This is a genomic window from Cryobacterium sp. W22_MBD10_FK3, assembly GCF_052113745.1.
Lineage (GTDB): Bacteria > Actinomycetota > Actinomycetes > Actinomycetales > Microbacteriaceae > Cryobacterium.
The window spans coordinates 48916-68544 of the sequence record NZ_JBGQOH010000017.1 but is presented as its reverse complement, the minus strand read 5'-3'; the positions used below and the strand labels follow the sequence as shown (position 1 = coordinate 68544).

The window sequence follows — 19629 nt, the reverse complement described above, 5'->3', positions numbered from 1 at the left end:
AGAGTGCAGTTTTGCACCCTCTCACGATTAGTGCAAGTCAGGACTGGCGAAAGGTCAGTGGGGGCTGTATGGTCAGTGGATGCTGACCATTACGAGCCACCTCGACGTTATGAACCGCCTGGGTCGCGCGATGGCCGACCCCACCAGGTCCCGCATCCTGCTGAGCCTGCTCGAGCAGCCCGGCTACCCGGCCCGGCTCGCCCGCTCGCTCGATCTCACCCGGTCGAACGTCTCCAACCACCTGAGCTGCCTGCGCGGCTGCGGCATCGTGGCGGCGACTCCAGAGGGACGGGAGACCCGGTACGAGATCGCCGACCCGCACCTGACCCGCGCGCTCGCCGCCCTCGTCGAGGTGGTGCTCGCCGTCGACGACGGCGAGCCCTGCACCGAAACCGACTGCGACGTTCCCGGCTGCTGCGGTACCGCCGCATGACCGCCACGACCACGGCCTCGCCGCTCGACCCGACGCGTCGCGGGGTGCTGCAGCGCCGCATCCGGCTGGTGGTGGCGATCACCATCGGCTACAACGTGATCGAGGCGGGCATCGCCCTGGCCGCCGGCACCGTCGCCTCCTCCGCAGCCCTGGTGGGGTTCGGCCTCGACTCCATCGTGGAGGTGCTCTCGGCGGCCGCGATCGCGTGGCAGTTCGCGGCTCCCGACCCGGAGAAGCGCGAGAAGGCGGCGCTTCGGGTGATCGCTCTCTCGTTCTTCGCGCTGGCGGCCTACGTGAGCGTGGATGCCGCCCTGTCGCTGTTCGGGGTGCGCGAGGCCGAGCACAGCCCGGTGGGCATCGCCCTGGCCGCGGTGAGCCTGGTGATCATGCCGGTCTTGAGCTGGTTCGAACGCCGCACCGGCAGGGAGCTCGGGTCGGCATCCGCCATCGCCGACTCCAAGCAGACCCTGCTCTGCAGCTACCTCTCGGCCGCGCTGCTGGCCGGGTTGCTGCTCAACTCGCTGCTCGGCTGGGCCTGGGCGGACTCGATCGCCGCCCTCGTGATCGCGGGGTTCGCCGTGAAGGAGGGCCTCGAAGCCTGGCGGGGCGAGGCCTGCCCCGTTCCGGTTTCGGCGCTCACCGGTGAGCGCCCCGCCGAGACCGGCGACTGATCGCGCCTCGACGTTCCGTAGCTCGTCGCCGCACCAGTTGTGGCCGACCGCGCCCGCTATAGGGGGCGCGGTGAGCCATACGAGGTGCAGTGAGCGCTAGACCGGCGACTCCTGGTGCGCGGCGATCGCCCAACCGCCGTTGCTCTCGTCGAAGAGGTAGGTGGTGGACATCTGCAGCTCGGTCGCGGTCTCGCCACGCCAGGCCATGGACCGGTAGACCAGCACGCCCGCGTGCTCGCCCAACCGGATGACGGCCGGCTCGTGCAGTTCGTACCGGTCCAGCGGAGCGGCTGCCTTGAACGCGGCGCGCACCTCGTCGCGGCCGAGCACCACCCCCGGCAAGATCAGCAGGGCATCACCGGTCATGGTGCGCTGATAGTAGTCACCGCCCTTGCCGGCGAGGATGGCGCGCCAACCCTCGTGGGCTTCGTGCAGGAGTCTGGCAGGGAGATCGTCGGTGATCGCAGTCATGACTCCACGCTAGCCCTCGGCCGGGCCGGCCGGGTCAGAATTTGTGCTGCAGAATCCAGGCGTGCATGGTCACCGCTGCCGCCGCTGAGGCGTTCATCGACCGGGTCGAGCCGAACTGGCTGATCTCCACCAGGGCGTCTCCGGCGGCCACGGCCTCCGGCGAGAGCCCCGGACCCTCCTGGCCGAAGAGCAGCACGCAGCGCTCGGGAAAGCGAAAAGTCTCCATGATGACGCTGCCGGGCAGATTGTCGATGGCGATGATGGGCAGCCCCTCGGTGTGTGCCCACTCCACGAACGCCGCAACATCCGGGTGGTGCAGCACGTGCTGGTAGCGATCGGTGACCATCGCGCCGCGCTTGTTCCAGCGCTTGCGGCCGATGATGTGCACGGTGTCGGCGCCGAACGCGTTGGCGCTGCGCACGATGGAACCGATGTTCATGTCGTGCTGCCAGTTCTCGATCGCCACGTGGAACGGGTTTCGCTTCTCGTCGAGGTCGGCGACGATCGCCGCCATCGTCCAGTAGCGGTACCGGTCGATCACGTTTCTGGTGTCACCGCGCTCGAGCAGCTCGTGGTCGTAGTACGGCTCCTCCGGCCACTCGCCGGCCCAGGGTCCGACCCCGTTGGTGGACAGCTCGGGCGTGGGGTTCAACGGTTCTGGCACTGCACCACCGTATCCCGCCCAACGCCGGACGCCGCACCCGCGGTGACCCTCGTCGATTTGTACTGCTACATTCTTTGTATTGCCACGAACGGCGGATGCCGATAGTCCGCCCTCGAAATCTGGAGGCGCGTGTGTCATTCGTGTTCGTGTGCTGTGCCCTCGCGATCGTGTTCTCCTTCACCCCGCTCAGCTCGAGCAAGCCCGCGAACCGGGTCCGGGAGCTCGACAAGTACGCGCGCCGCCTGGGCGTCGCCGTGCCGGACGACGGCGCGGACCGGATCATCGGTCGGCTCATCCGCCGGGAACGCGCACTCCTGGCCGGCGGGCTCACCGGGATCGTGCTCGCTGTCCTTGCGGCCCTTCTTCTTCCCGGCGGCTTCGACGCCGGTTACATGCCCGTGCTGGTCTTCGCGGGTCTGGGCGTCGGCAGCGCCATCGGTGCCGCCCTCGCATCGTCAACGAGCGCGTTGAGCACCCTCGTCGGCCCGCGCGTCGCCCGACCCACCACCCCGGTCTACGCCGACTACGTCCCCCCGCTGGAGCGCTGGAGCGGTCGCCTGCTGCCCGTCCTCGCTCTTCTCGCCGTGCTCGCGGCCTGGGTCGCGTTCAGTGTCGGGGCGTTGGACGACGCTCGGCTCACCACCATGTACATCTGGACCTCGGCCGGCGCCTGGCTCGCCTATGCGGCGGCGGCCGGGCTACTGGTTTCCGTCCTGCTGTCCCGCCGGATTCTCGATCGCGGCCAGCCGTCGGCATCCGTCACCGAACTGGCCTGGAACGACGGCCTTCGCTCACAGGCCCTGCGCGATCTGCACGCCGTACCCATCACCCTGGGCTTCGTGTCGCTGCTGAGCGCCTTCTTCGACATCGGGTTCCAGTTCGACTACGCGGGTGGTGTCGCAACTGCGGTGGCCGTTGGCGTCGGCATCCCCGCGGTCCTGCTGGCCGGCGGCTTGACACTGCTCCTCGTCGACATCGCCTCGCGGCCTCAGCAGCACTACTGGCGGCGGCTCTGGACCAACCGAGCCACGGGCACCTCGGCATGATGCTCGTCATCGATCCCGACTCCGGGGTCGCCCCCTACGAACAGCTCCGATCACAGATCGTGGCGGCCGTGCGTGCCGGCGACCTGCAACCGGGCGCGCGGCTGCCGACGGTGCGACGTCTGGCCGATGATCTGGGCATCGCACCGAATACGGTGGCGCGAAGCTATCGCGAGCTCGAGCGCGACGGTCTGATCGCCACCCACGGCCGCAACGGCTCCGTGATCACCGGCGGCGCCACGTGCAGCCCGGCAGCGGATGCCGCCCAGGCCTTCGCGCGCCGGGCCGCCGAGTTGGGCCTGACCCGCAATGCCGCCCTCGAGCTGGTGCGCGCGGCGCTGGACGCCACGGCGGCTGGTTCGCCCGCCGCCAGCGACTGAGACCCGACATACCCAGCTTCCGTTCACCTCGGGTTCGCTACCCTTGGCCGCAGGGTGCGTATCAGCCGGCACCTGGGCTCGACCGAGCCCGTGCCGGCACCATCCGATCGAGACCGCACTCATGACCCCGACCGGAAGGCCCTTCCTTGCATCCCACACTCTTCGGCATCGACTTTCTCGACTCCGAGTGGCTGATCGGCTGGTTCGGCTCGTTCGTGCTGCTCGGCGTCGCCGCCGTGGTTTTCGTGGAAACAGGCTTCATCGTGCTGTCCTTCCTGCCGGGCGACTCCCTGCTCTTCACCGTGGGGCTGCTCACCGCCACCGGCGACGTGCCGTTCCCGATCTTCGTGACCTGCCTGATCATCTTCATCGCCGCATTCGCGGGCGACCAGCTGGCCTACGGCATCGGGCGCAAGGCTGGACCGGCGGTGTTCGCGCGCGAGCAGAACCGGTTCTTCAACCCCAAGAACGTGGAGCGCACCAACGCGTTCTTCGCCAAGCACGGCGGCAAGGCCGTGATCATCGCCCGCTTCCTGCCCGTCTTCCGCGCCTTCGTGCCGCTCGCCGCCGGCGTCGGCAAGATGAGCTACCGCACCTTCTTGACCTTCAACCTCATCGGCGCCTTCGCCTGGGGTGTCGGCCTCACCATGGTGGGCTTCCTGCTCGGACAGATCCAGTTCGTCGCCGATTACTCCGAGTACTTCATCATCGGGATCGTGCTGCTCTCGGGCATCCCGATCCTCTCCGAGCTCTTCAAGGCCGGGCGCGAGGCCTTACGCACCCGCGGCAATGGCGCCGTGCCCGCCGTGGAACTGCCGGAGGACGTGCGCGAGTAGGGCCATCGGCCCGACGGATGCTTCCCCCGGACTGGGGCTGACTGCGCCGAGGGAGCCTCGCTACATTGGGACTCGATCCTGCCGATCGACCGCGTGAAACAGCAGAATCATACGACCCGGGGGGGGCGTCGCGAATGGGCCGGTTCATCTATGACTCCACGCTGACCGTGACACTGGACGACGATCTGCTCGGCCACCTCCAGGCTGTGATCGGTGCCAAGTTCCGGCTCAAGCAGTCCTTCTATTTCAGCTGGGGCTATCCCGCCAACACCGGGGAAAGCCGCACCATGATCTGGCTGACCCCTGCCATCTCTGTGCAGTTCCACTACCGCACGTCTCGCGCGCCGTCCCTCGACCGCGACCGGATTGCCGCGCTCCTCGCCGAAGCGAACAGCCCCAACGGACTCGTGCTCATCATCGGCGCCTGACCTGGCAGGCACCGCGGCCCCGAAACAACCGCAGGGTTTCGGCGTCCCTAAATAGTGGGTACCATTTAGGTATGCCTCAATCCGATCCTGCCCCCGCGGCCCTCGCGGAACCTGCCACCCCGCCGGCTCTGAGCGGGGTGGCCGGCACCCGGCTGCTCTGGCTGCTCGGGCCGGCCCTCGTGGCGGGTGTGGCTTACCTGGACCCGGGCAATGTGGCCAGCAACATGACCGCCGGTGCACGCTACGGCTACCTGCTGGTGTGGGTGGTCGTGGCCGGCAACCTGATGGCCTGGCTGATCCAGTACCTCTCGGCCAAACTGGGGATCGTCACCGGCACGAGCCTGCCGGAGGTGCTCGGGGTGCGGATGCGCCGCCCCACCGCGCGACGGCTGTACTGGATCCAGGCCGAGCTGGTGGCCATGGCCACCGACCTCGCCGAGATCATCGGCGGCGCCGTGGCCCTCAACCTGTTGTTCGGGCTGCCGCTGCTGGCCGGCGGGGTGATCACCGGCGTGATCTCGATGATCGTGCTCACCGTGCAGACCCGGCGCGGCCCCCGGGTGTTCGAGCGGGTCATCGTGGCCCTGCTGCTCATCATCACCGTGGGCTTCTCCGCCGGGGTCTTCTTCGCCCCGCCGGACGCCGGAGGTGTCATCGACGGACTGGTGCCGCGCTTCCAGGGCGCCGACTCCGTGTTGCTGGCGGCGTCCATCCTGGGCGCCACGATCATGCCGCACGCCATCTACGCCCACTCCGCGCTCACCAGGGACAGGTTCCCCATGCAAGAGGGGCCCGCCGCGACCCGCCGCCTGCTCTGGGCGACGAAGTGGGACGTGACTATCGCCATGGCCATCGCTGGCACGGTCAACCTGGCCATCCTGTTGCTGGCTGCCTCTGCCCTGCAGGGGGTGCCCGGCACCGATTCGCTGGAGGGCGCATACGCGGCCCTGCAGAGCACGCTCGGCCCCGTCGTCGCGACGGTGTTCGCCATCGGGCTGCTGGCCTCCGGCCTGGCTTCCACCTCGGTGGGCGCCTACGCCGGCGCCGAGATCATGCACGGCCTGATCAAGGTGCGGGTGCCGCTGCTGCTGCGCCGCCTGGTCACCCTGATCCCGGCCCTGCTGATCCTGGGCGTGGGTTTCGACCCCACCCAGGCCCTCGTGCTGAGCCAGGTGGTGCTGTCGTTCGGCATCCCGTTCGCCCTCATCCCGCTGGTCTGGCTCACCGCCCAGAAGGGCCTGCTCGGCGACTTCGCCAATCGCTGGTTCACCACTGCCGCGGGCGTGATCGCCGCCGTGCTGCTGGTGACCCTCAACGCGGTGCTGCTGGTTCTCGTCTTCACCGCCCCGTAACACCAGCCAGCTACCCTGAAGGCGCCATGAAACCCACCACCCCCGCCGCCGAGGACTACCTCAAGACGATCTACGCGCACACCGAGTGGCAGCCGGAACCGATCACCCCCCGGGTTCTGGCCACCCGGCTGGGCATCGCCCCGTCATCGGTGACCGAGATGGTGAAAAAACTCGCCGCGGGCGGGTTCATCGCCCACGTGCCGTACGGCCCGCTCACCCTCACGACCGCCGGCCGGATGCGCGCCACGGCGGTGGTGCGCCGGCACCGGTTGATCGAGACCTGGCTGGTGCGTGAGCTCGGCTACAGCTGGGACGAGGTGCACGACGAGGCCGAGGTGCTCGAGCACGCAATCTCCGACCGGCTGCTCGAGGCCATCAACGCTCACCTGGGCCAACCGGCCACAGACCCGCACGGCGATCCGATCCCCGCCGCCGACGGGTCCACCGCCAGGGTGCCCGCGGTTCTGCTGGCGGATGCGCCGCCCGGCCACGCCGGGACCGTGCTGCGGGTCAGCGATCGGGATCCGGCCATCCTGCGGGCCCTCGCAGACGTGGGCATCGGCCCGGGCAGCCAGCTGACCGTGGTGGACACGGAGACCGTGCGCCTGCCGGCCGGGGAGCTGCATCTGCTCGCCAGCGACGCCGCCAACGCCATCTGGGTCTCGCGCTGACCGGTGCCCGCGCGGCGCCTATGAGCGCGGCAAACGGGGTGACGGCGGCAATCCTCCCCCCGATAGTCTGGATCTGTACAGCCCGTTCCCCGGTTGTGCCCGAGCGCGTCCCCACAAGAAGGAGCGAGTCATGAGAACCCGCGACGAGATCGAATGCTGGCTCACCGACATGGACGGCGTCCTGGTGCACGAGAACCAGGCCCTGCCCGGCGCTGCCGAACTGTTGCAGCAGTGGACCGACGCGGGCACGCCCTTCCTGGTGCTGACGAACAACTCCATCTTCACGCCGCGCGACCTGTCGGCCCGGTTGCGCTCGTCGGGCCTCAACGTGCCTGAAGAACGCATCTGGACCTCAGCGCTGGCCACGGCCGACTTCCTCAAACAGCAGAGCCCTGGCGGCACGGCGTTCGTCATCGGCGAGGTCGGCCTCACCACCGCGCTGCACGAGGCCGGCTTCATCATGACCGAGACCAACCCCGACTACGTAGTGGTGGGCGAGACCCGCAACTACTCGTTCGAGGCCATCACCAAGGCCATCCGGCTGCTGCTCAAGGGCGCCAGGTTCATCGTGACCAACCCGGACGCGACCGGGCCCAGCGCCGAGGGCCCGATGCCGGCCACCGGCGCCATCGCCGCGCTCATCACCAAGGCCACCGGCATGGAGCCGTATGTGGTCGGCAAGCCCAACCCGATGATGTTCCGGTCGGCGATGAACCGGATCGGCGCGCACTCGGAGAACACCGGCATGATCGGCGACCGCATGGACACCGACATCGTGGCCGGCATCGAAGCGGGCCTGCACACTGTGCTGGTGCTGACCGGCATCAGCGACACCACCGAGATCGCCCGGTACCCGTTCCGGCCCGACGAGATTCTCGACGGCGTGCACCAGCTGCTCGCGGCCGAGCCCGTCGAGTCCGACGCGATCTAGCCGCCGACCAACAGGTCACAGACAGAAAGCCGGGCCTGCGGGCCCGGCTTTCTGCATGTGAACGGTGAGGCGGTCAGGCCACCGGGGCCAGACTCGACGTGAGCGGCTCGCCCGACGATCGGGTGGCGAAGCAGTAGAAGTACCTGTCGCCGGCATCCCACTGCTCGGCGGTCACCGGGTAGCTGCCCTGCAGCTGCACGTCGGCGTAGCCGCCGGCCGCCTCGTAGTTGATCACGCCGGGGGCGCTGCAGAGCACGTTGATCTGGTCGGCGAACGCCTGCTCACCGGGGAACGGCGCGCCCTGTTCGCCCTCGAGAACACCACGGTAAACCAGCTGGGCCGCGTGCGGGGCGGCGCAGTCCACCACGGTGAACTCTTCGTCCCACGGCGAGGTGAACGGGTCCAGGCACTCGGTGCCGAACATCGTGTTCCAGGCGTGCACGCCGGCCGGCTGCGGCGCGGTGGCCTCAGGCACCTCCGTGGGCGTCGGCGTCGCGCCGGCGCTCGGTGCCTCTGACGCCGATTCGGTGGGTGCGGCAGCCGGGGTGTCACCCAGGCTCTGGCCCAGGAAGAACAGTCCGATGATCACGAGCACGGCAAGCACACCACCGCCGACCCAGAGCAGGGTGCGGTTGACGGGGCGCCGGGGCGGCACGCCGCCCCCCGGGCCACGGCGGCGAGGCCCGTCGGGCAGGTCGTCGGCCGGTGCCGGCGCGGCGGCGGATGCGGCCTGGCTGGGAACCGACTGGGCTGCACCGGTGGCCGCAGCCGCGGTCGCCGCGGACACGGGTAGGGCGGCGGGTGCCTCTTCCGGGAGCGGCGAGGCCGAGTGAGCGGCGCGAGGTGCCGCGAGCGGAGCCGCGGCGGGCGGTGTCGGCGTGGGTGCGGGCGTTGCCGCAACGCGCGGGGACACACCGGTGCCCAGCGGGCTGGGAGGGGTGGCCGGGGTGCGTCGGCCGAGGGCGGCAGCCTGTTCCTCTTCGGTGGGCTCCAACCGGGACTTCGCCGGGGTCGTCCACCACGGTGCCGCCTCGAGGTCGGCGGTGGAACGCCGCGGCGGAGCCGGCGTCTTGGTGAGGGGCTCGTCGTGTTCGACGGCGGCTGAGGCGGCGGACACGGGGGCAGGTGTCGGAGCGGGGGCAGCCGGCGGTGCGGCGGCGGGCGGTGCGGCCGCGGGTGTCGGAGCGGGCGGTGCGGCGGCGGCCCGGGCTGGAGCCACGGGCGGCGCTGATGCCGGCACTGCAGGCGCCGGGGCTGCGGCCTTGGCCGGCGGAGTGCGCTGTGCAGCGTCTACGGCCGGATCCGGCTCGATGGTCGGGGTGAGGCCCCAGCGGAAGCCGCCCGCTGCGGGCTCTGCCGAAACGGGCTGGGAGGGAGCAGTGTCGCCTTCGACCGGATCCGGTGCGGACGTCTTCGCGTCGGACCGTTCGGTGGCGGAGGCGGTGTCTGGGCGTTCGGTGGCGGCACGCTCCGCAGGGGTGGCAGGCGCATCCGCGGCCGGAGCGGGCACGGACCGAGGAACGGCGGGTGCGGTGCGAGCCGGCGGCACGACGGGCTCTGGCGTGACCGGCAGGGCGACAGTGGGCGCCGAGTCGGGCCGGGCGACCGCTGCGGAATCGGGCTCGGGCTCGGGCTTGGGCTCGGGCTCGGGCTCGGCGTCAGGCTCGGGCTCGGCGTCAGTCTCGGACTCGGCGTCGTCCATCTCGCTGCCGTCCGCGTTCAGCTGGGCTGCGAGCCAGTCGATGCCGAGGTCGTTGTCGTCGTCGTTTCCGTGCCGCTGGTCAGGCATCAGCTCAGTCCCAGGTCCTCGAGTCCGATGGCCGCGTAGTACGGGTAGCCGGCCGCTTCGATGATCTCGCGTGCGCCGGTGCTGCGGTCCACGACCACGGCGACGCCGGCGATGATGGCGCCCACCTTGAGCAGGGCCTCGATGGCGGCGAGCGGGGATCCCCCGGTGGTGGAGGTGTCTTCGAGCACGATGACTCGCTTGCCGGCGAGGTCGGGGCCCTCGACCTGACGGCCGCGGCCGTGGTCCTTGGGTTCCTTGCGCACCACGAAGGCGTCATAGGCCAGGCCGCGAGCGGCACCCTGGTGCAGAATCGCGGTGGCGACGGGGTCGGCGCCCATGGTCATGCCGCCGACGGCCACGACATCCGGAATGTCCTTGATGAGGTCGAGCATGACCTGGCCGATCAGCGGGGCGACCCGGTGGTCGAGGCTGACCTTGCGGAGGTCGACGTAGTACGTGGCCTTCTTGCCGCTGGTGAGAGTGAAGTCACCGTGAAAGACGGCGTCGGCCGAGATGTAGTCGATGAGTTTTCTGCGGGTATCCATCACAGGGCTACTTTAGGCCAACACGCGCCCGCGCGCCCCGCGCACGATGCAGGCGTGAGCGGGGCGGCGTGATTTAGAAGCTGCGAACGAACTTTCGCTCGGGCACGCGGCCGTAACCATCCTTGTTCACGGCGACGACAGTGCCGATGACGGAGCCGGCGGCAACAAGGGAGATGAGGATCATGAAAACGAACACGGTCGTGCCTTTCGAAGGAAGTTGATGGCCGTGTTCCACGGGCTGTTGCCCGGTAACCGACATCTTTATCAGACCACCAACAACCTTTCAGGACAATCACATAGTTCTGCAGTGACTATGTAGTCTGGCTTCATGGACGTACAGCGCCTCGAGCTCCTTCGCGAACTGGCCGAACGCGGCAGTGTCACGGCCGTCGCGCAGGCCACGCATCGCTCCCCTTCTGCGGTCTCCCAGCAGCTCAAAGTGCTCGAACGCGAGGCCGGTCTGCCGCTCACCGAACGCAGCGGGCGGGGCCTCGTGCTCACGGATGCCGGCCGTGCGCTGGCCGCCAGCGCCACGGACATCGCGGTCGCTCTCGAGCGCGCCACGGCGGTGTGGGACACGTTCCGCAACACGGCCACCGGCGATGTCAGCCTGGTGACGTTCCCCACGGCCGGGCAGATGCTGCTGCCCGGCGCGATCCAGGATCTCGCCAGCCACGAAGGCCTCACCCTGCACTGCACCGACATGGACCCCGAGCTCAGCGACTTTCCGGCGCTCACCTCGGACTATGACATCGTGCTCGCCCACAGCATGCGCGGCCAGCTCACCTGGGGCGGCCGCGGTCTCACCTCGGTACCGCTGATGACCGAGCCGCTGGATGTGGGCATGCCGGCCGACCACCGCCTGGCCGGGCGGGTCTCGCTGGGGGCGAGCGATGTGGTCGGCGAGACCTGGATCGGCGTGCCCGTCGACTACGCGTTCGAGAGGGTGCTGCACGACATCGAATTGCAGACCGGCGGCCGGGCGCGGGTGACGCAGCGGTTCGCCGACATCCGGCTGATCGAGTCGTTCATCATGGCCGGGCTCGGCATCGCCCTCGTGCCCCGATACACCTCCAGCGCCAACCAGCCCGGCCGGATGGTGCTGAAGCCTCTGCGCGGACTGGATTCCGAGCGGCAGATCGTGGCGCTGATGCGGCCCGACCGTGCCGAGCGTCTGGCCGTGCGCACCGTCGTCGATGCCCTGCGCGCCCGGGCGGCCCAGGTGCAGGCCGAACACGCGGCGGCGGCCGGTTGACTCGAGGCAACCCGCGCCCCACCTGCGCAACTCCGCGCGACGGGTTGATAGCGGCACAGCACCGAGCGGGTCGCCCGGAGTCGACGGCGGCCGGGTGCTAGATTTTGCGCGTGCCCGAGGTTCTCTCTGACGTTGCCGTCTCTCCCGCCGTGCGTGCGGCCCTGGCCATCGTCGTGCTGCCGCTGGGTGAGCTGACCGGGGTGGAGTTGCTCACCGGTGGGATGTTCGCCACCACCTACCGGGTCACCCTGGGCGACGGCACCCGGGTGGTCGTCAAGACGGCTCCCACCGACACCGGCCGGCTGCTCGGCTACGAGCTCGACCTGGTGCGCACCGAGGCACTGGTCTACGCGCTGGCCGCGAACCGGCCCGAGCTGCTGATGCCGCGGGTGCTACTCACGGACTTCACCCGCAGCATCCTGGCCAGCGACGTGTTGGTGGCCAGCCACCTCGATGGGGTGCCCCTGCTCGGCCGCAGCACCCCGACCGGCGAGCCTGCCGCCGACCAGCCCGGGCTGCAGCATGACCTCGGCGTGTTCATGGCCCGTCTGCACACCATCAGCGGTGCCGACTTCGGCTACCCCAACCGCGCCGCGGGGCTGAGCGCATCTACCTGGCCGGAGGCGTTCGGGCTCATGGTGGGCGCGCTGCTCGCGGATGCCGACCGCTGGGGCACCGCCGTGCCCACCGCAGAGATTCGGGCGGCCCTGTCCCGGCACCGTGCCGCGCTGGCGGAGGTGAGCGTTCCGGTGCTCGTGCACACCGACCTGTGGGCGGGCAACCTCTTCGTGCACGCCGGCACCGGCCGGCTCACCGGGGTGATCGACACGGAGCGGGCCATCTGGGGCGACCCGTTGTTCGAGCTGGTGGGCGCCGACCCGTTCGGTCGCGGCCCGGCGCCGGCGGCGCTGCTGGCCGGCTACGCATCCGCGGGCGGGGCCCTGCCTCTCGGTACCCCGACCGGCGACGTCAGGCTGCTGCTCTACAGGCTGTACGTCGCCCTCGTTATGGTGGTGGAGATCAGGCCGCGCGGCTACAGCGGCGACTGGGTCGCCGGGCACCGCGCCGCGGCGGAGGGCTGCCTGCGTGCCGCACTGGATGCCCTGATCTGACGAGCTGGCCCGACGGCAGGTGGGCCGCCGCACAACGGCGCAAGAGCCCGGATCACCGCCCGATAGGGTGTGGAGGATGACGCGACGATCACGCCAATCCGACAGGGCCACCGTCGCCGCGCGGTCTAAGACCGTCCGCCGGGCACTCTCCCCCGCCGAGCTGAGGACACTACGCCGCGGTCACCGGAACGGTTCCCGCGTGATTGCCCTTCGACCCGCTCCGATCATCGTCGCGAGCGCCTCCACCCTCGCGGTGATCGCCGCCTGGGTGCTGCTCGTCCTGCGGCCGGAGACACCGAACCACGACCTTTTCACGGCCGTCGCCGTGATGGTCCTGCTCGCCGGATACCTGTTCCAGATCACCTGGGTGGTCTACGTACTCCCAGTGGCGCCGCTCTATACGCGATTGACCATCACCGGCCACACTCCCCCCAGGCACTCCTGGACCCTGTGGGTGCTGCCGGCGACGGTGCCGCTTCTCGTGCTGGCCGTGATCACCCCATGGAGCCTTCGCACCGACGGGTTCGTGCCTGGTGGGCCCCTGGCGGGTGTGCTCGCCACTCACCTGATGTTCTTCACCATCGCCGGGTTGACCTCCGTACTGGTCTGGATGCTCCTGATCGCGCCGCTCGGGCTCCTCGCGGCGTCATTGCTGCCGCACCGCGCGCCCGGAAGAAGCGTGTTCGGCCGGCTGTCGCCCGGTGAACAGCGCTGGACCGCTGCGATCCCGGTCAGCACTGTGGGGTTCGGTCTGTCGATGCCCAACGTCTCCGACGAGGGCGACAGCCGAATCAGCAGAATGGTCCACGACTTCTGGGAACTCATCACCCTGACCGGGGAACCACGGGCCGTGATCGCCAGCTGGGTGTTCATCGCTCTGATGGTGTTCCTGGTCGCCGGACTCGCCAGGTCCACCCGCCGGGCCGCCGGTTAGGCTGGCCGCATGGCTGACATCGAGTGGACCCTCCGTTGGGAAGCCGACCTGTCGGCCGACGACCACACCGCCCTGGCGAGGCTGTTCGGCCGGTACTACCCGGAGCAACAGTCCGTCTTCGTGGGCGCGCGCAGCTGGATGGGCGCCCGCCCGGAAGCAAGGGTGATCGGCTATGACGCCGGCCGTCCGGTCGCCCACCTCGGCTTTGTGCGACGGATGCTGCGCCTGGAGTCCGGCGCCTCGCAGCTGGTCGGCGACGTGGGCCTGGTCGGCGTCGATCCCGACTATCAGGGCACCGGGCTCGGCCGCCGGCTGCTCGCCGAGGCCGCCGCGGCCCTGACCGGCCAGAATCTGCCGTTCGGGTACCTCACCTGCGCGCCCGAACTCGTGGCCTATTACACCGGCGGCGGCTGGCGGCAGTCCCCCGGGCAGGTGACCCGCATGATCGACACCGCGCTGCGCCCGGAGACCTTCACCGGCCCGGCGATGGTGCTGCCGGTGCTCGCCCCCTTCAGCGACTGGCCGGCGGGCCAGACGATCATCCGCGACGGCCTCGAGGTCTAGCGGCGGCGCTAGCGCTGGCGACGGCCTCTGCGCCGACTTGAACCGAAGTTCCCCTTCGGAGCACCGCAAGGGGGACTGTGCGGCAAGTCGACACAGGGGCAACACCGTCACTTGCGCCGAAGTGCCCCTTCAGAGCGCCGCATGGGGAACTGTGCGACAACTCGCGGAACGTCTTCCCCAGGCGGCAGGCCCGCGACAGGCCAGTTGCGGCCCCGAGCACACCCCGGAGAGGGGCAACCGGCAAGTCACTTCAGGAGCTCTAGCGGGCGGCGCCCGGCAACGCAGAGACGGCCGACCGGTAGCGGTCGAGCACGATGTCGACGAGCGCGGCGGGCGGCTCCTCACCCTCCACCAGCAGCGGGGCGCTCACGACGTCGGCGCCGGCCCCCCGGGCGAGCGCAGCGAAGGTTCCCGGCGCGAGGAGGTAGCTCGCCACGACCACCCGGGCGTCCGGCGCTTGCAGGCGCACGGCGGCCACGGCATCCGCCAGACGCGGCTCGGCGGCGGCGATGAACGCCACGGTCACCGGCCTGCCGATCAGCGCGGCCAGCTGCCGGCCGGCGGTGTGGCAGTCGGCGACGGCGTTCGCGTCGCTCGAGCCAGCCGCGGCGAGAACGACTCGGTCGTCCGCGGCCAGTCCACACTCGGTGAGACGGTCGGCGAGAAGACGGGCCAGGCGCTCGTCGGGGCCGAGGGCGTCGGTGACGACGACCGGTCGCGGCTGCGCGCCGGCCACCGCATTGGCGAGGTCGAATCGCACGTGGTACCCGGCGGAGATCAGCAGCGGCACGATGACGGCAGCCCGGCCGGGTTCTGCGGTGGCCAGGCAGTGCGGAACATCGGGTTGCTGCACATCGACGAAGCCACCCACCACACGGGCGGCCGGGTCGGTGCTGGCCAGCCGGCGGGTCACCGCGTCGACGAGAGCGAGCACGGCGTGCTGGGCGGCGATGCTGCGGGAACCGTGCGAGGCGGCCAGCAGGAGCGGTGCGGCATCCGGTGCCGGACCGGCGCCCATCACGCTGCGGCGGTCGCGGCGGCCCGGTCGGCGGTGAGTCGCACCTGCACGACACCGGCCTCCACCCGCACGGGGAACGTGGCCAGGGTGAGGTCGGGGTTGCTGAAGCACTCGCCGGTGCCCAGGTCGTAGACCTGCTTGTGCAGCGGTGACGTCAGGGTGTCGCTGTCTCCGTGCGAGCCGACGATTCCGCGGCACATCACGAACGACCCGGTGGCGGGGTCCTGGTTGGAGACGGCGTAGACGGTGCCGCTGGGCATCACCACCAGGGCGAGCTGCTCGCCGTCGACGAGAGCGGCCTCGGCCCAGAGCGGCTCGAGCTGGCTGATCTCGCAGACGCTCGCCCAGCCGGTGGCGGCGTCGACCCGGCGCGTGGCCGTGGTGCCTTCAGTGTTCAGCATGATGCCCCTCGAGTTCTCGGCGCCAAGCCTGCAGGGCGGCGCCATCCAAGGCTACCCAGGCAGCCCGAGGTTTCCATGGGACCAAGGACTCTCTTATCTGCCGCCTGGAACTGGCTGAATAGACAGACGCTACACAGGTCGGCGCGATGCCGCCCGCGGCGTCGGAACACGCGGCCGGACTAATCCCGAGAGGTGCCGCGATGACACTGAACACCCCCCAGCAACCCCGCCGTGTGCTCGTGATCGGTGGCGGCCCGGCCGCGCACCGGTTCGCCGAGGCGATGGATGCCCGCGGCCGCGCTGCCGGCGACGATGCCCGCCCGATCGACGTCACCGTCATCGGCGAAGAAACGCACCTCCCCTACGACCGGGTGTCGCTCTCGCACCGTCTGGGCGGACCCGAAGACCTCACCCTGGGCGACCCGGCGTTCTGGCAGTCCGAGTACGTGCACTACCGCGGTGGCAGCCGCGTCACCGCCGTGGACGCCGCGGCGCAGACCGTGACCCTCGACGCCGGTGACGTGCTCGCCTACGACGACCTGGTCTTCGCCACCGGTTCGAGCGCCTTCGTGCCGCCGGTGCCCGGCGCCGACAGCGGCGTGGTCTACCGCACCATCGAAGACGTGGACTTCCTGGTGAGCGAGACCGCCCGCCTGAAGGCCAAGTTCGGCCGGCCGGCGAACGTCACCGTGATCGGCGGTGGGCTGCTCGGGCTCGAGGCCGCCGGCGGTGTGCAGCGCCTGGGCGCGAACACCACCATCGTGGATGGCGCCACCTGGCTGATGCCCACCCAGCTGGACCAGGGCGCCGGCATGGCGCTCGGCCGCCTGATCGACGCGCAGGGCATCGCTCTCGAGCTGGGCCACCGGCCCACCGAGATCCTCGTCGCCGAGACCGGGCAGGTGCTCGGCCTCACCCTCGACGACGACCGGCAGATCAACGCCGACCTGATCGTCTGGTCCATCGGCATCCGTGCCCGCGACGAACTGGCCCGCGCGGCAGGCCTGGAGATCGGCCCGCGCGGCGGCATCGTGATCGGCGACGACTGCGCCACGTCGGTGCCCGGCATCTGGGCGATCGGCGAGGTCGCCAGCGTCGACGGCCGCTGCATCGGACTCGTCGCCCCCGCGAACGCGATGGCCGAGGTCGTGGCCGACCGCATCAACGGCGGCGAGGCCGTGTTCCCCGGCATCGACGACGCCACCAAGCTCAAGCTCTCCGGCGTGGAGGTGGCCAGCTTCGGCGACGCCTTCGGCACCGGCGACCGGGCCCTCGAGGTCGTCTACGCCGACCCCGCCCGCGGCCTCTACCAAAAGGTCGTCGTCTCCAGCGACGCGAAAACCCTGCTCGGCGGCATCTTCGTCGGCGACGCGTCACCGTACCTGTCGCTGCGCCCGCTGCTCGGCCGCGAGCTGCCCGCCGAACCCGGCGCCTACCTGTCCGCCTCCGGCGCCGAGCTGCCCTCCAGCTCGGACATGCCCGACGACGCCCAGCTGTGCTCGTGCAACGACGTCTCCTTCGGCACCGTGCGCGCAGCCATCCGCGGCGACCACGGCGACCCGGTCACCGAGCTCGGCGCCCTCAAGGCCTGCACCCGGGCCGGCACCCAGTGCGGCTCCTGCGTGCCACTGCTCAAGAAGGTGCTCGAAACCGAGCTGACCAACGCCGGCCTCGAGGTCTCGAAGGCGCTCTGCGAGCACATCTCGATCAGCCGCAGCGAACTCTTCGAGTCGGTGCGGGTGCTACAGCTGAGCTCGTTCGACCAGATCATGGAACGCTTCGGCACCGGCCTCGGCTGCGACGTCTGCAAGCCCACCATCGCGTCGATCCTCGCGTCGCAGTCCTCGGCGTACATTCTGGATGCCGGCCGCGGCGGGCTGCAGGACACCAACGACCGGGCCCTCGCGAACATGCAGAAGGACGGCAGCTACTCGGTGGTCCCGCGCATCCCCGGCGGTGAGATCACCCCGGAGAAGCTCATCGTGATCGGCCAGGTCGCCGCGGAATTCAACCTGTACACCAAGATCACCGGCGGCCAGCGGATCGCCCTGTTCGGCGCCCGGCTCGACCAGCTGCCGGACATCTGGCGCACCCTGGTGGATGCCGGGTTCGAATCCGGTCAGGCCTACGGCAAGAGCCTGCGCACGGCGAAGTCGTGTGTCGGGTCGGCCTGGTGCCGCTTCGGGGTGCAGGATTCGGTGGCGCTGGCGATCATGCTGGAGAACCGGTATCGCGGACTGCGCGCGCCGCACAAGTTCAAGTTCGGGGTCTCCGGCTGCGCCCGCGAGTGCGCAGAGGCACGAGCCAAGGACATCGGCGTCATCGCGACCGAGCTCGGCTGGAACCTCTACGTCGGCGGCAACGGCGGCTTCCAGCCTGTGCACGCCGTGCTGCTGGCCAAGGACCTGGACGAGGACACCCTGGTGAAGTACATCGACCGGTACCTGATGTACTACATCCGCACCGCCGACCGCGTGCAGCGCACCGCCAGGTGGCAGGAAGACCTCGAGGGCGGCATCGACCACGTGTACGACGTGGTCGTGAACGACTCCCTCGGCATCGCCGCCGACCTCGAGGCCGCCATGGCCGGGCACATCGACGTCTTCGAAGACGAGTGGGCGGCCACCCTGGCCGACCCCGAGCGCCTGCGCCGGTTCCGGCCGTTCGTGAACGCGGACACCCCCGACCCGTCACTCCTCCAGGTGATCGACCGCGGTCAGCCCCGACCGGCCCGCCCCGAAGAACGCGACGGCTCCAGCGCCGCCGGCCCGGTGCACCTGGCCGGCCTCACCATCCCGGTGCGCCGGGACGGCGTCGACGTTCCGGTCTCCGCGGCCACCGGCGCGGAGTAGCTCATGGCCCTCGGTCTCGACTACACGGGGAAGCGGGTTCTCGTGGTGGGCAGTGCCCGGACGGCGCGCCGCGTTCTGGCGCGCTACCTGGCCGCCGGCGCGACCGTGTACCAGCTGGCCGAAGCCGGCACCACTGCTGGCGCCATCGGTACCACCGGCACGGCCGCGCCGGTCGCACCAGCGGTGCCCGGGGTGCTCACCCCGGCCTTTCCCCGCTCGATCGGCGCCTGGGATGCGCTCATCGCCGCGGTCGACCTGGTCGCCGTCGTGGAGACCAGCCCGCACACCGACGCCGTCATCGCCGCGGCCTGCGCCAGGCACCGCACCTGGCTGAGCCGGGAAACTGCGGCATCGACATCCCCCGTCGGATCGGTCACCCTCGTCGGCGGCGGACCCGGGCTCGAAAAACTGCTCACGGTGGGTGCGATGGCGGCCCTGAACGCCGCCGACATCGTCTACTACGACCGGCTGGGACCGACCGACCGGCTGGACGACTGGGCGCCGGGCGCCGAGCACGTCGATGTGGGCAAGGCTCCCGGGCACCACGCGATCCCGCAGCGTGATGCCGAGCGGATGATGGTGACGTCGGCCCTGGGCGGCCTCACCGTCGTGCGGCTCAAGGGCGGCGACCCGTTCGTGTTCGGCCGCGGCGGTGAAGAGGTGCTCGCCTGCCGCGCCGCCGGTGTGCCGGTCACCGTGATCTCGGGCGTGACAAGCGCGATCGCCGTGCCCGCGGCTGCGGGCATCCCGGTCACCCACCGCGAGGTCAGTCACCTGTTCACGGTGGTCTCCGGGCATGCCCCGATCAGCGACACCGAACTGACCCACCTCATCGGCCTGGGCGGCACCATCGTGGTGCTGATGGGCATCGGCACCCTGCAGCAGATGGTCGCCGGTCTCGCCCGGCTGGGGATGCGCACCGACATGCCCGTCGCCATCGTGGAGCGGGGTTTCGCCCACGACCAACGCACCACCCTCGGCCGACTGGACACCATCGGCGCGCTCGCGACCCACGCCGGGGTGCGCTCCCCGGCCGTGGTGGTCATCGGCGAGGTGGTGGCCCTGGCCGCGCACGGCGACGACGACGCCGCCCAGCTGCTGCGCGAGGCCGCGGAACTGGCGACTTAGGCTCGTTCCCGCCGGGCGTAGAGGGCGCCGACTTGCCACAAAATGCCCCTTCCCGGGCGCTGAATGGGGACATAGGGGCAAGTCGGCGAGTGAGAACACGGTCACTTGCCGCAAAGTGCACCCTTCCCGCGCTCGAAGGGGCACTTAGCGG

22 protein-coding genes are annotated in these 19629 nt (G+C 70.3%); 15 read left to right on the top strand and 7 right to left on the bottom strand.

Annotated elements, in window-relative coordinates; all coding sequences use genetic code 11:
* Positions 1-79: 79 nt before the first annotated feature.
* Both cmtR and ACEN2M_RS14575 read left to right on the top strand, forming a co-directional pair.
* Positions 80-433 (top strand): Cd(II)/Pb(II)-sensing metalloregulatory transcriptional regulator CmtR, encoded by a 354-nt coding sequence (cmtR, locus tag ACEN2M_RS14580; protein WP_441648863.1) that lies wholly within the window; start codon positions 80-82, stop codon positions 431-433.
* On the top strand, positions 430-1104 hold the full coding sequence (locus tag ACEN2M_RS14575; protein ID WP_441648862.1) for a cation transporter: 675 nt from the start codon (positions 430-432) through the stop codon (positions 1102-1104). The genes cmtR and ACEN2M_RS14575 overlap by 4 nt, the downstream gene beginning before the upstream one ends.
* A 96-nt stretch (positions 1105-1200) precedes the next feature.
* On the opposite strand, the gene ACEN2M_RS14570 is transcribed toward ACEN2M_RS14575, so the two are convergent.
* Positions 1201-1575 carry a DUF4440 domain-containing protein gene (locus tag ACEN2M_RS14570; RefSeq protein ID WP_441648861.1) on the bottom strand — a complete coding sequence of 125 codons (375 nt, stop codon included), beginning with the start codon at positions 1573-1575 and terminating at the stop codon, positions 1201-1203.
* 34 nt (positions 1576-1609) lie between these two features.
* On the bottom strand, positions 1610-2239 hold the full coding sequence (locus ACEN2M_RS14565) for a TrmH family RNA methyltransferase (protein ID WP_441648860.1): 630 nt from the start codon (positions 2237-2239) through the stop codon (positions 1610-1612).
* Between the two features lie 131 nt (positions 2240-2370).
* Between ACEN2M_RS14565 and ACEN2M_RS14560 the strand changes: the two genes are divergently transcribed.
* The 7 genes from ACEN2M_RS14560 to ACEN2M_RS14530 all read left to right on the top strand — a co-directional run bounded on the left by ACEN2M_RS14560 (position 2371) and on the right by ACEN2M_RS14530 (position 7880).
* Complete coding sequence (locus tag ACEN2M_RS14560; protein ID WP_441648859.1) at positions 2371-3285, top strand: hypothetical protein; 915 nt, start codon at positions 2371-2373, stop codon at positions 3283-3285.
* Positions 3282-3662, top strand: a complete 381-nt coding sequence (locus tag ACEN2M_RS14555) for a GntR family transcriptional regulator (RefSeq protein WP_441648858.1) — start codon at positions 3282-3284, stop codon at positions 3660-3662. Before ACEN2M_RS14560 ends, ACEN2M_RS14555 begins: the two co-directional genes overlap by 4 nt.
* A 146-nt stretch (positions 3663-3808) precedes the next feature.
* Positions 3809-4498, top strand: a complete 690-nt coding sequence (locus ACEN2M_RS14550) for a DedA family protein (protein ID WP_441648857.1) — start codon at positions 3809-3811, stop codon at positions 4496-4498.
* 134 nt (positions 4499-4632) lie between these two features.
* A complete protein-coding gene (locus ACEN2M_RS14545) occupies positions 4633-4926 on the top strand; it encodes a DUF7882 family protein (protein ID WP_441648856.1) in 294 nt (97 codons plus the stop codon).
* A 71-nt stretch (positions 4927-4997) separates the two neighbouring features.
* Positions 4998-6278: an Nramp family divalent metal transporter gene (locus tag ACEN2M_RS14540; RefSeq protein WP_441648855.1), complete on the top strand. Its 1281-nt coding sequence runs from the start codon at positions 4998-5000 to the stop codon at positions 6276-6278.
* A 26-nt stretch (positions 6279-6304) separates the two neighbouring features.
* Positions 6305-6949: a metal-dependent transcriptional regulator gene (locus tag ACEN2M_RS14535; protein ID WP_441648854.1), complete on the top strand. Its 645-nt coding sequence runs from the start codon at positions 6305-6307 to the stop codon at positions 6947-6949.
* A gap of 130 nt (positions 6950-7079) precedes the next feature.
* On the top strand, positions 7080-7880 hold the full coding sequence (locus ACEN2M_RS14530) for an HAD-IIA family hydrolase (RefSeq protein ID WP_441648853.1): 801 nt from the start codon (positions 7080-7082) through the stop codon (positions 7878-7880).
* Between the two features lie 73 nt (positions 7881-7953).
* On the opposite strand, the gene ACEN2M_RS14525 is transcribed toward ACEN2M_RS14530, so the two are convergent.
* The 3 genes from ACEN2M_RS14525 to ACEN2M_RS14515 all read right to left on the bottom strand — a co-directional run bounded on the left by ACEN2M_RS14525 (position 7954) and on the right by ACEN2M_RS14515 (position 10410).
* Complete coding sequence (locus tag ACEN2M_RS14525; protein ID WP_441648852.1) at positions 7954-9669, bottom strand: hypothetical protein; 1716 nt, start codon at positions 9667-9669, stop codon at positions 7954-7956.
* A complete protein-coding gene (pyrE, locus tag ACEN2M_RS14520) occupies positions 9669-10214 on the bottom strand; it encodes an orotate phosphoribosyltransferase (protein WP_441648851.1) in 546 nt (181 codons plus the stop codon). The genes ACEN2M_RS14525 and pyrE overlap by 1 nt, the downstream gene beginning before the upstream one ends.
* A gap of 73 nt (positions 10215-10287) precedes the next feature.
* Entirely contained in the window at positions 10288-10410 is a 123-nt protein-coding gene (locus ACEN2M_RS14515) for a hypothetical protein (protein WP_441648850.1), read from the bottom strand.
* Between the two features lie 132 nt (positions 10411-10542).
* Here ACEN2M_RS14515 and ACEN2M_RS14510 point away from each other — a divergent pair, with 132 nt between their 5' ends.
* The 4 genes from ACEN2M_RS14510 to ACEN2M_RS14495 all read left to right on the top strand — a co-directional run bounded on the left by ACEN2M_RS14510 (position 10543) and on the right by ACEN2M_RS14495 (position 14079).
* Positions 10543-11469: a LysR family transcriptional regulator gene (locus tag ACEN2M_RS14510; protein ID WP_441648849.1), complete on the top strand. Its 927-nt coding sequence runs from the start codon at positions 10543-10545 to the stop codon at positions 11467-11469.
* Positions 11470-11579: 110 nt separating this feature from the next.
* On the top strand, positions 11580-12581 hold the full coding sequence (locus ACEN2M_RS14505; protein WP_441648848.1) for a phosphotransferase family protein: 1002 nt from the start codon (positions 11580-11582) through the stop codon (positions 12579-12581).
* 199 nt (positions 12582-12780) lie between these two features.
* Complete coding sequence (locus tag ACEN2M_RS14500; protein WP_441648847.1) at positions 12781-13515, top strand: hypothetical protein; 735 nt, start codon at positions 12781-12783, stop codon at positions 13513-13515.
* Positions 13516-13524: 9 nt separating this feature from the next.
* Positions 13525-14079 carry a GNAT family N-acetyltransferase gene (locus tag ACEN2M_RS14495; protein WP_441648846.1) on the top strand — a complete coding sequence of 185 codons (555 nt, stop codon included), beginning with the start codon at positions 13525-13527 and terminating at the stop codon, positions 14077-14079.
* 259 nt (positions 14080-14338) lie between these two features.
* Here ACEN2M_RS14495 and ACEN2M_RS14490 read toward each other — a convergent pair whose 3' ends face one another.
* Both ACEN2M_RS14490 and nirD read right to left on the bottom strand, forming a co-directional pair.
* Positions 14339-15097, bottom strand: coding sequence for a sirohydrochlorin chelatase (locus tag ACEN2M_RS14490; protein WP_441648871.1), 759 nt, complete (start codon positions 15095-15097; stop codon positions 14339-14341).
* Positions 15097-15498, bottom strand: a complete 402-nt coding sequence (gene nirD, locus ACEN2M_RS14485; protein WP_441648845.1) for a nitrite reductase small subunit NirD — start codon at positions 15496-15498, stop codon at positions 15097-15099. The genes ACEN2M_RS14490 and nirD overlap by 1 nt, the downstream gene beginning before the upstream one ends.
* A 200-nt stretch (positions 15499-15698) precedes the next feature.
* Here nirD and nirB point away from each other — a divergent pair, with 200 nt between their 5' ends.
* Positions 15699-18350, top strand: coding sequence for a nitrite reductase large subunit NirB (nirB, locus tag ACEN2M_RS14480; RefSeq protein WP_441648844.1), 2652 nt, complete (start codon positions 15699-15701; stop codon positions 18348-18350).
* 3 nt (positions 18351-18353) lie between these two features.
* Positions 18354-19478 (top strand): uroporphyrinogen-III C-methyltransferase, encoded by a 1125-nt coding sequence (gene cobA, locus ACEN2M_RS14475; protein ID WP_441648843.1) that lies wholly within the window; start codon positions 18354-18356, stop codon positions 19476-19478.
* Positions 19479-19629: the final 151 nt, after the last annotated feature.

Bases quoted from the DNA above. Each gene is read 5' to 3' on its own strand.
- cmtR (WP_441648863.1), top strand. From the start codon at position 80: ATGCTGACCATTACGAGCCACCTCGACGTTATGAACCGCCTGGGTCGC.
- ACEN2M_RS14575 (WP_441648862.1), top strand. From the start codon at position 430: ATGACCGCCACGACCACGGCCTCGCCGCTCGACCCGACGCGTCGCGGG.
- ACEN2M_RS14570 (WP_441648861.1), bottom strand. From the start codon at position 1,575: ATGACTGCGATCACCGACGATCTCCCTGCCAGACTCCTGCACGAAGCC.
- ACEN2M_RS14555 (WP_441648858.1), top strand. From the start codon at position 3,282: ATGATGCTCGTCATCGATCCCGACTCCGGGGTCGCCCCCTACGAACAG.
- ACEN2M_RS14545 (WP_441648856.1), top strand. From the start codon at position 4,633: ATGGGCCGGTTCATCTATGACTCCACGCTGACCGTGACACTGGACGAC.
- ACEN2M_RS14540 (WP_441648855.1), top strand. From the start codon at position 4,998: ATGCCTCAATCCGATCCTGCCCCCGCGGCCCTCGCGGAACCTGCCACC.
- ACEN2M_RS14535 (WP_441648854.1), top strand. From the start codon at position 6,305: ATGAAACCCACCACCCCCGCCGCCGAGGACTACCTCAAGACGATCTAC.
- ACEN2M_RS14530 (WP_441648853.1), top strand. From the start codon at position 7,080: ATGAGAACCCGCGACGAGATCGAATGCTGGCTCACCGACATGGACGGC.
- ACEN2M_RS14525 (WP_441648852.1), bottom strand. From the start codon at position 9,669: ATGCCTGACCAGCGGCACGGAAACGACGACGACAACGACCTCGGCATC.
- pyrE (WP_441648851.1), bottom strand. From the start codon at position 10,214: ATGGATACCCGCAGAAAACTCATCGACTACATCTCGGCCGACGCCGTC.
- ACEN2M_RS14510 (WP_441648849.1), top strand. From the start codon at position 10,543: ATGGACGTACAGCGCCTCGAGCTCCTTCGCGAACTGGCCGAACGCGGC.
- ACEN2M_RS14495 (WP_441648846.1), top strand. From the start codon at position 13,525: ATGGCTGACATCGAGTGGACCCTCCGTTGGGAAGCCGACCTGTCGGCC.
- ACEN2M_RS14490 (WP_441648871.1), bottom strand. From the start codon at position 15,097: ATGGGCGCCGGTCCGGCACCGGATGCCGCACCGCTCCTGCTGGCCGCC.
- nirD (WP_441648845.1), bottom strand. From the start codon at position 15,498: ATGCTGAACACTGAAGGCACCACGGCCACGCGCCGGGTCGACGCCGCC.
- nirB (WP_441648844.1), top strand. From the start codon at position 15,699: ATGACACTGAACACCCCCCAGCAACCCCGCCGTGTGCTCGTGATCGGT.
- cobA (WP_441648843.1), top strand. From the start codon at position 18,354: ATGGCCCTCGGTCTCGACTACACGGGGAAGCGGGTTCTCGTGGTGGGC.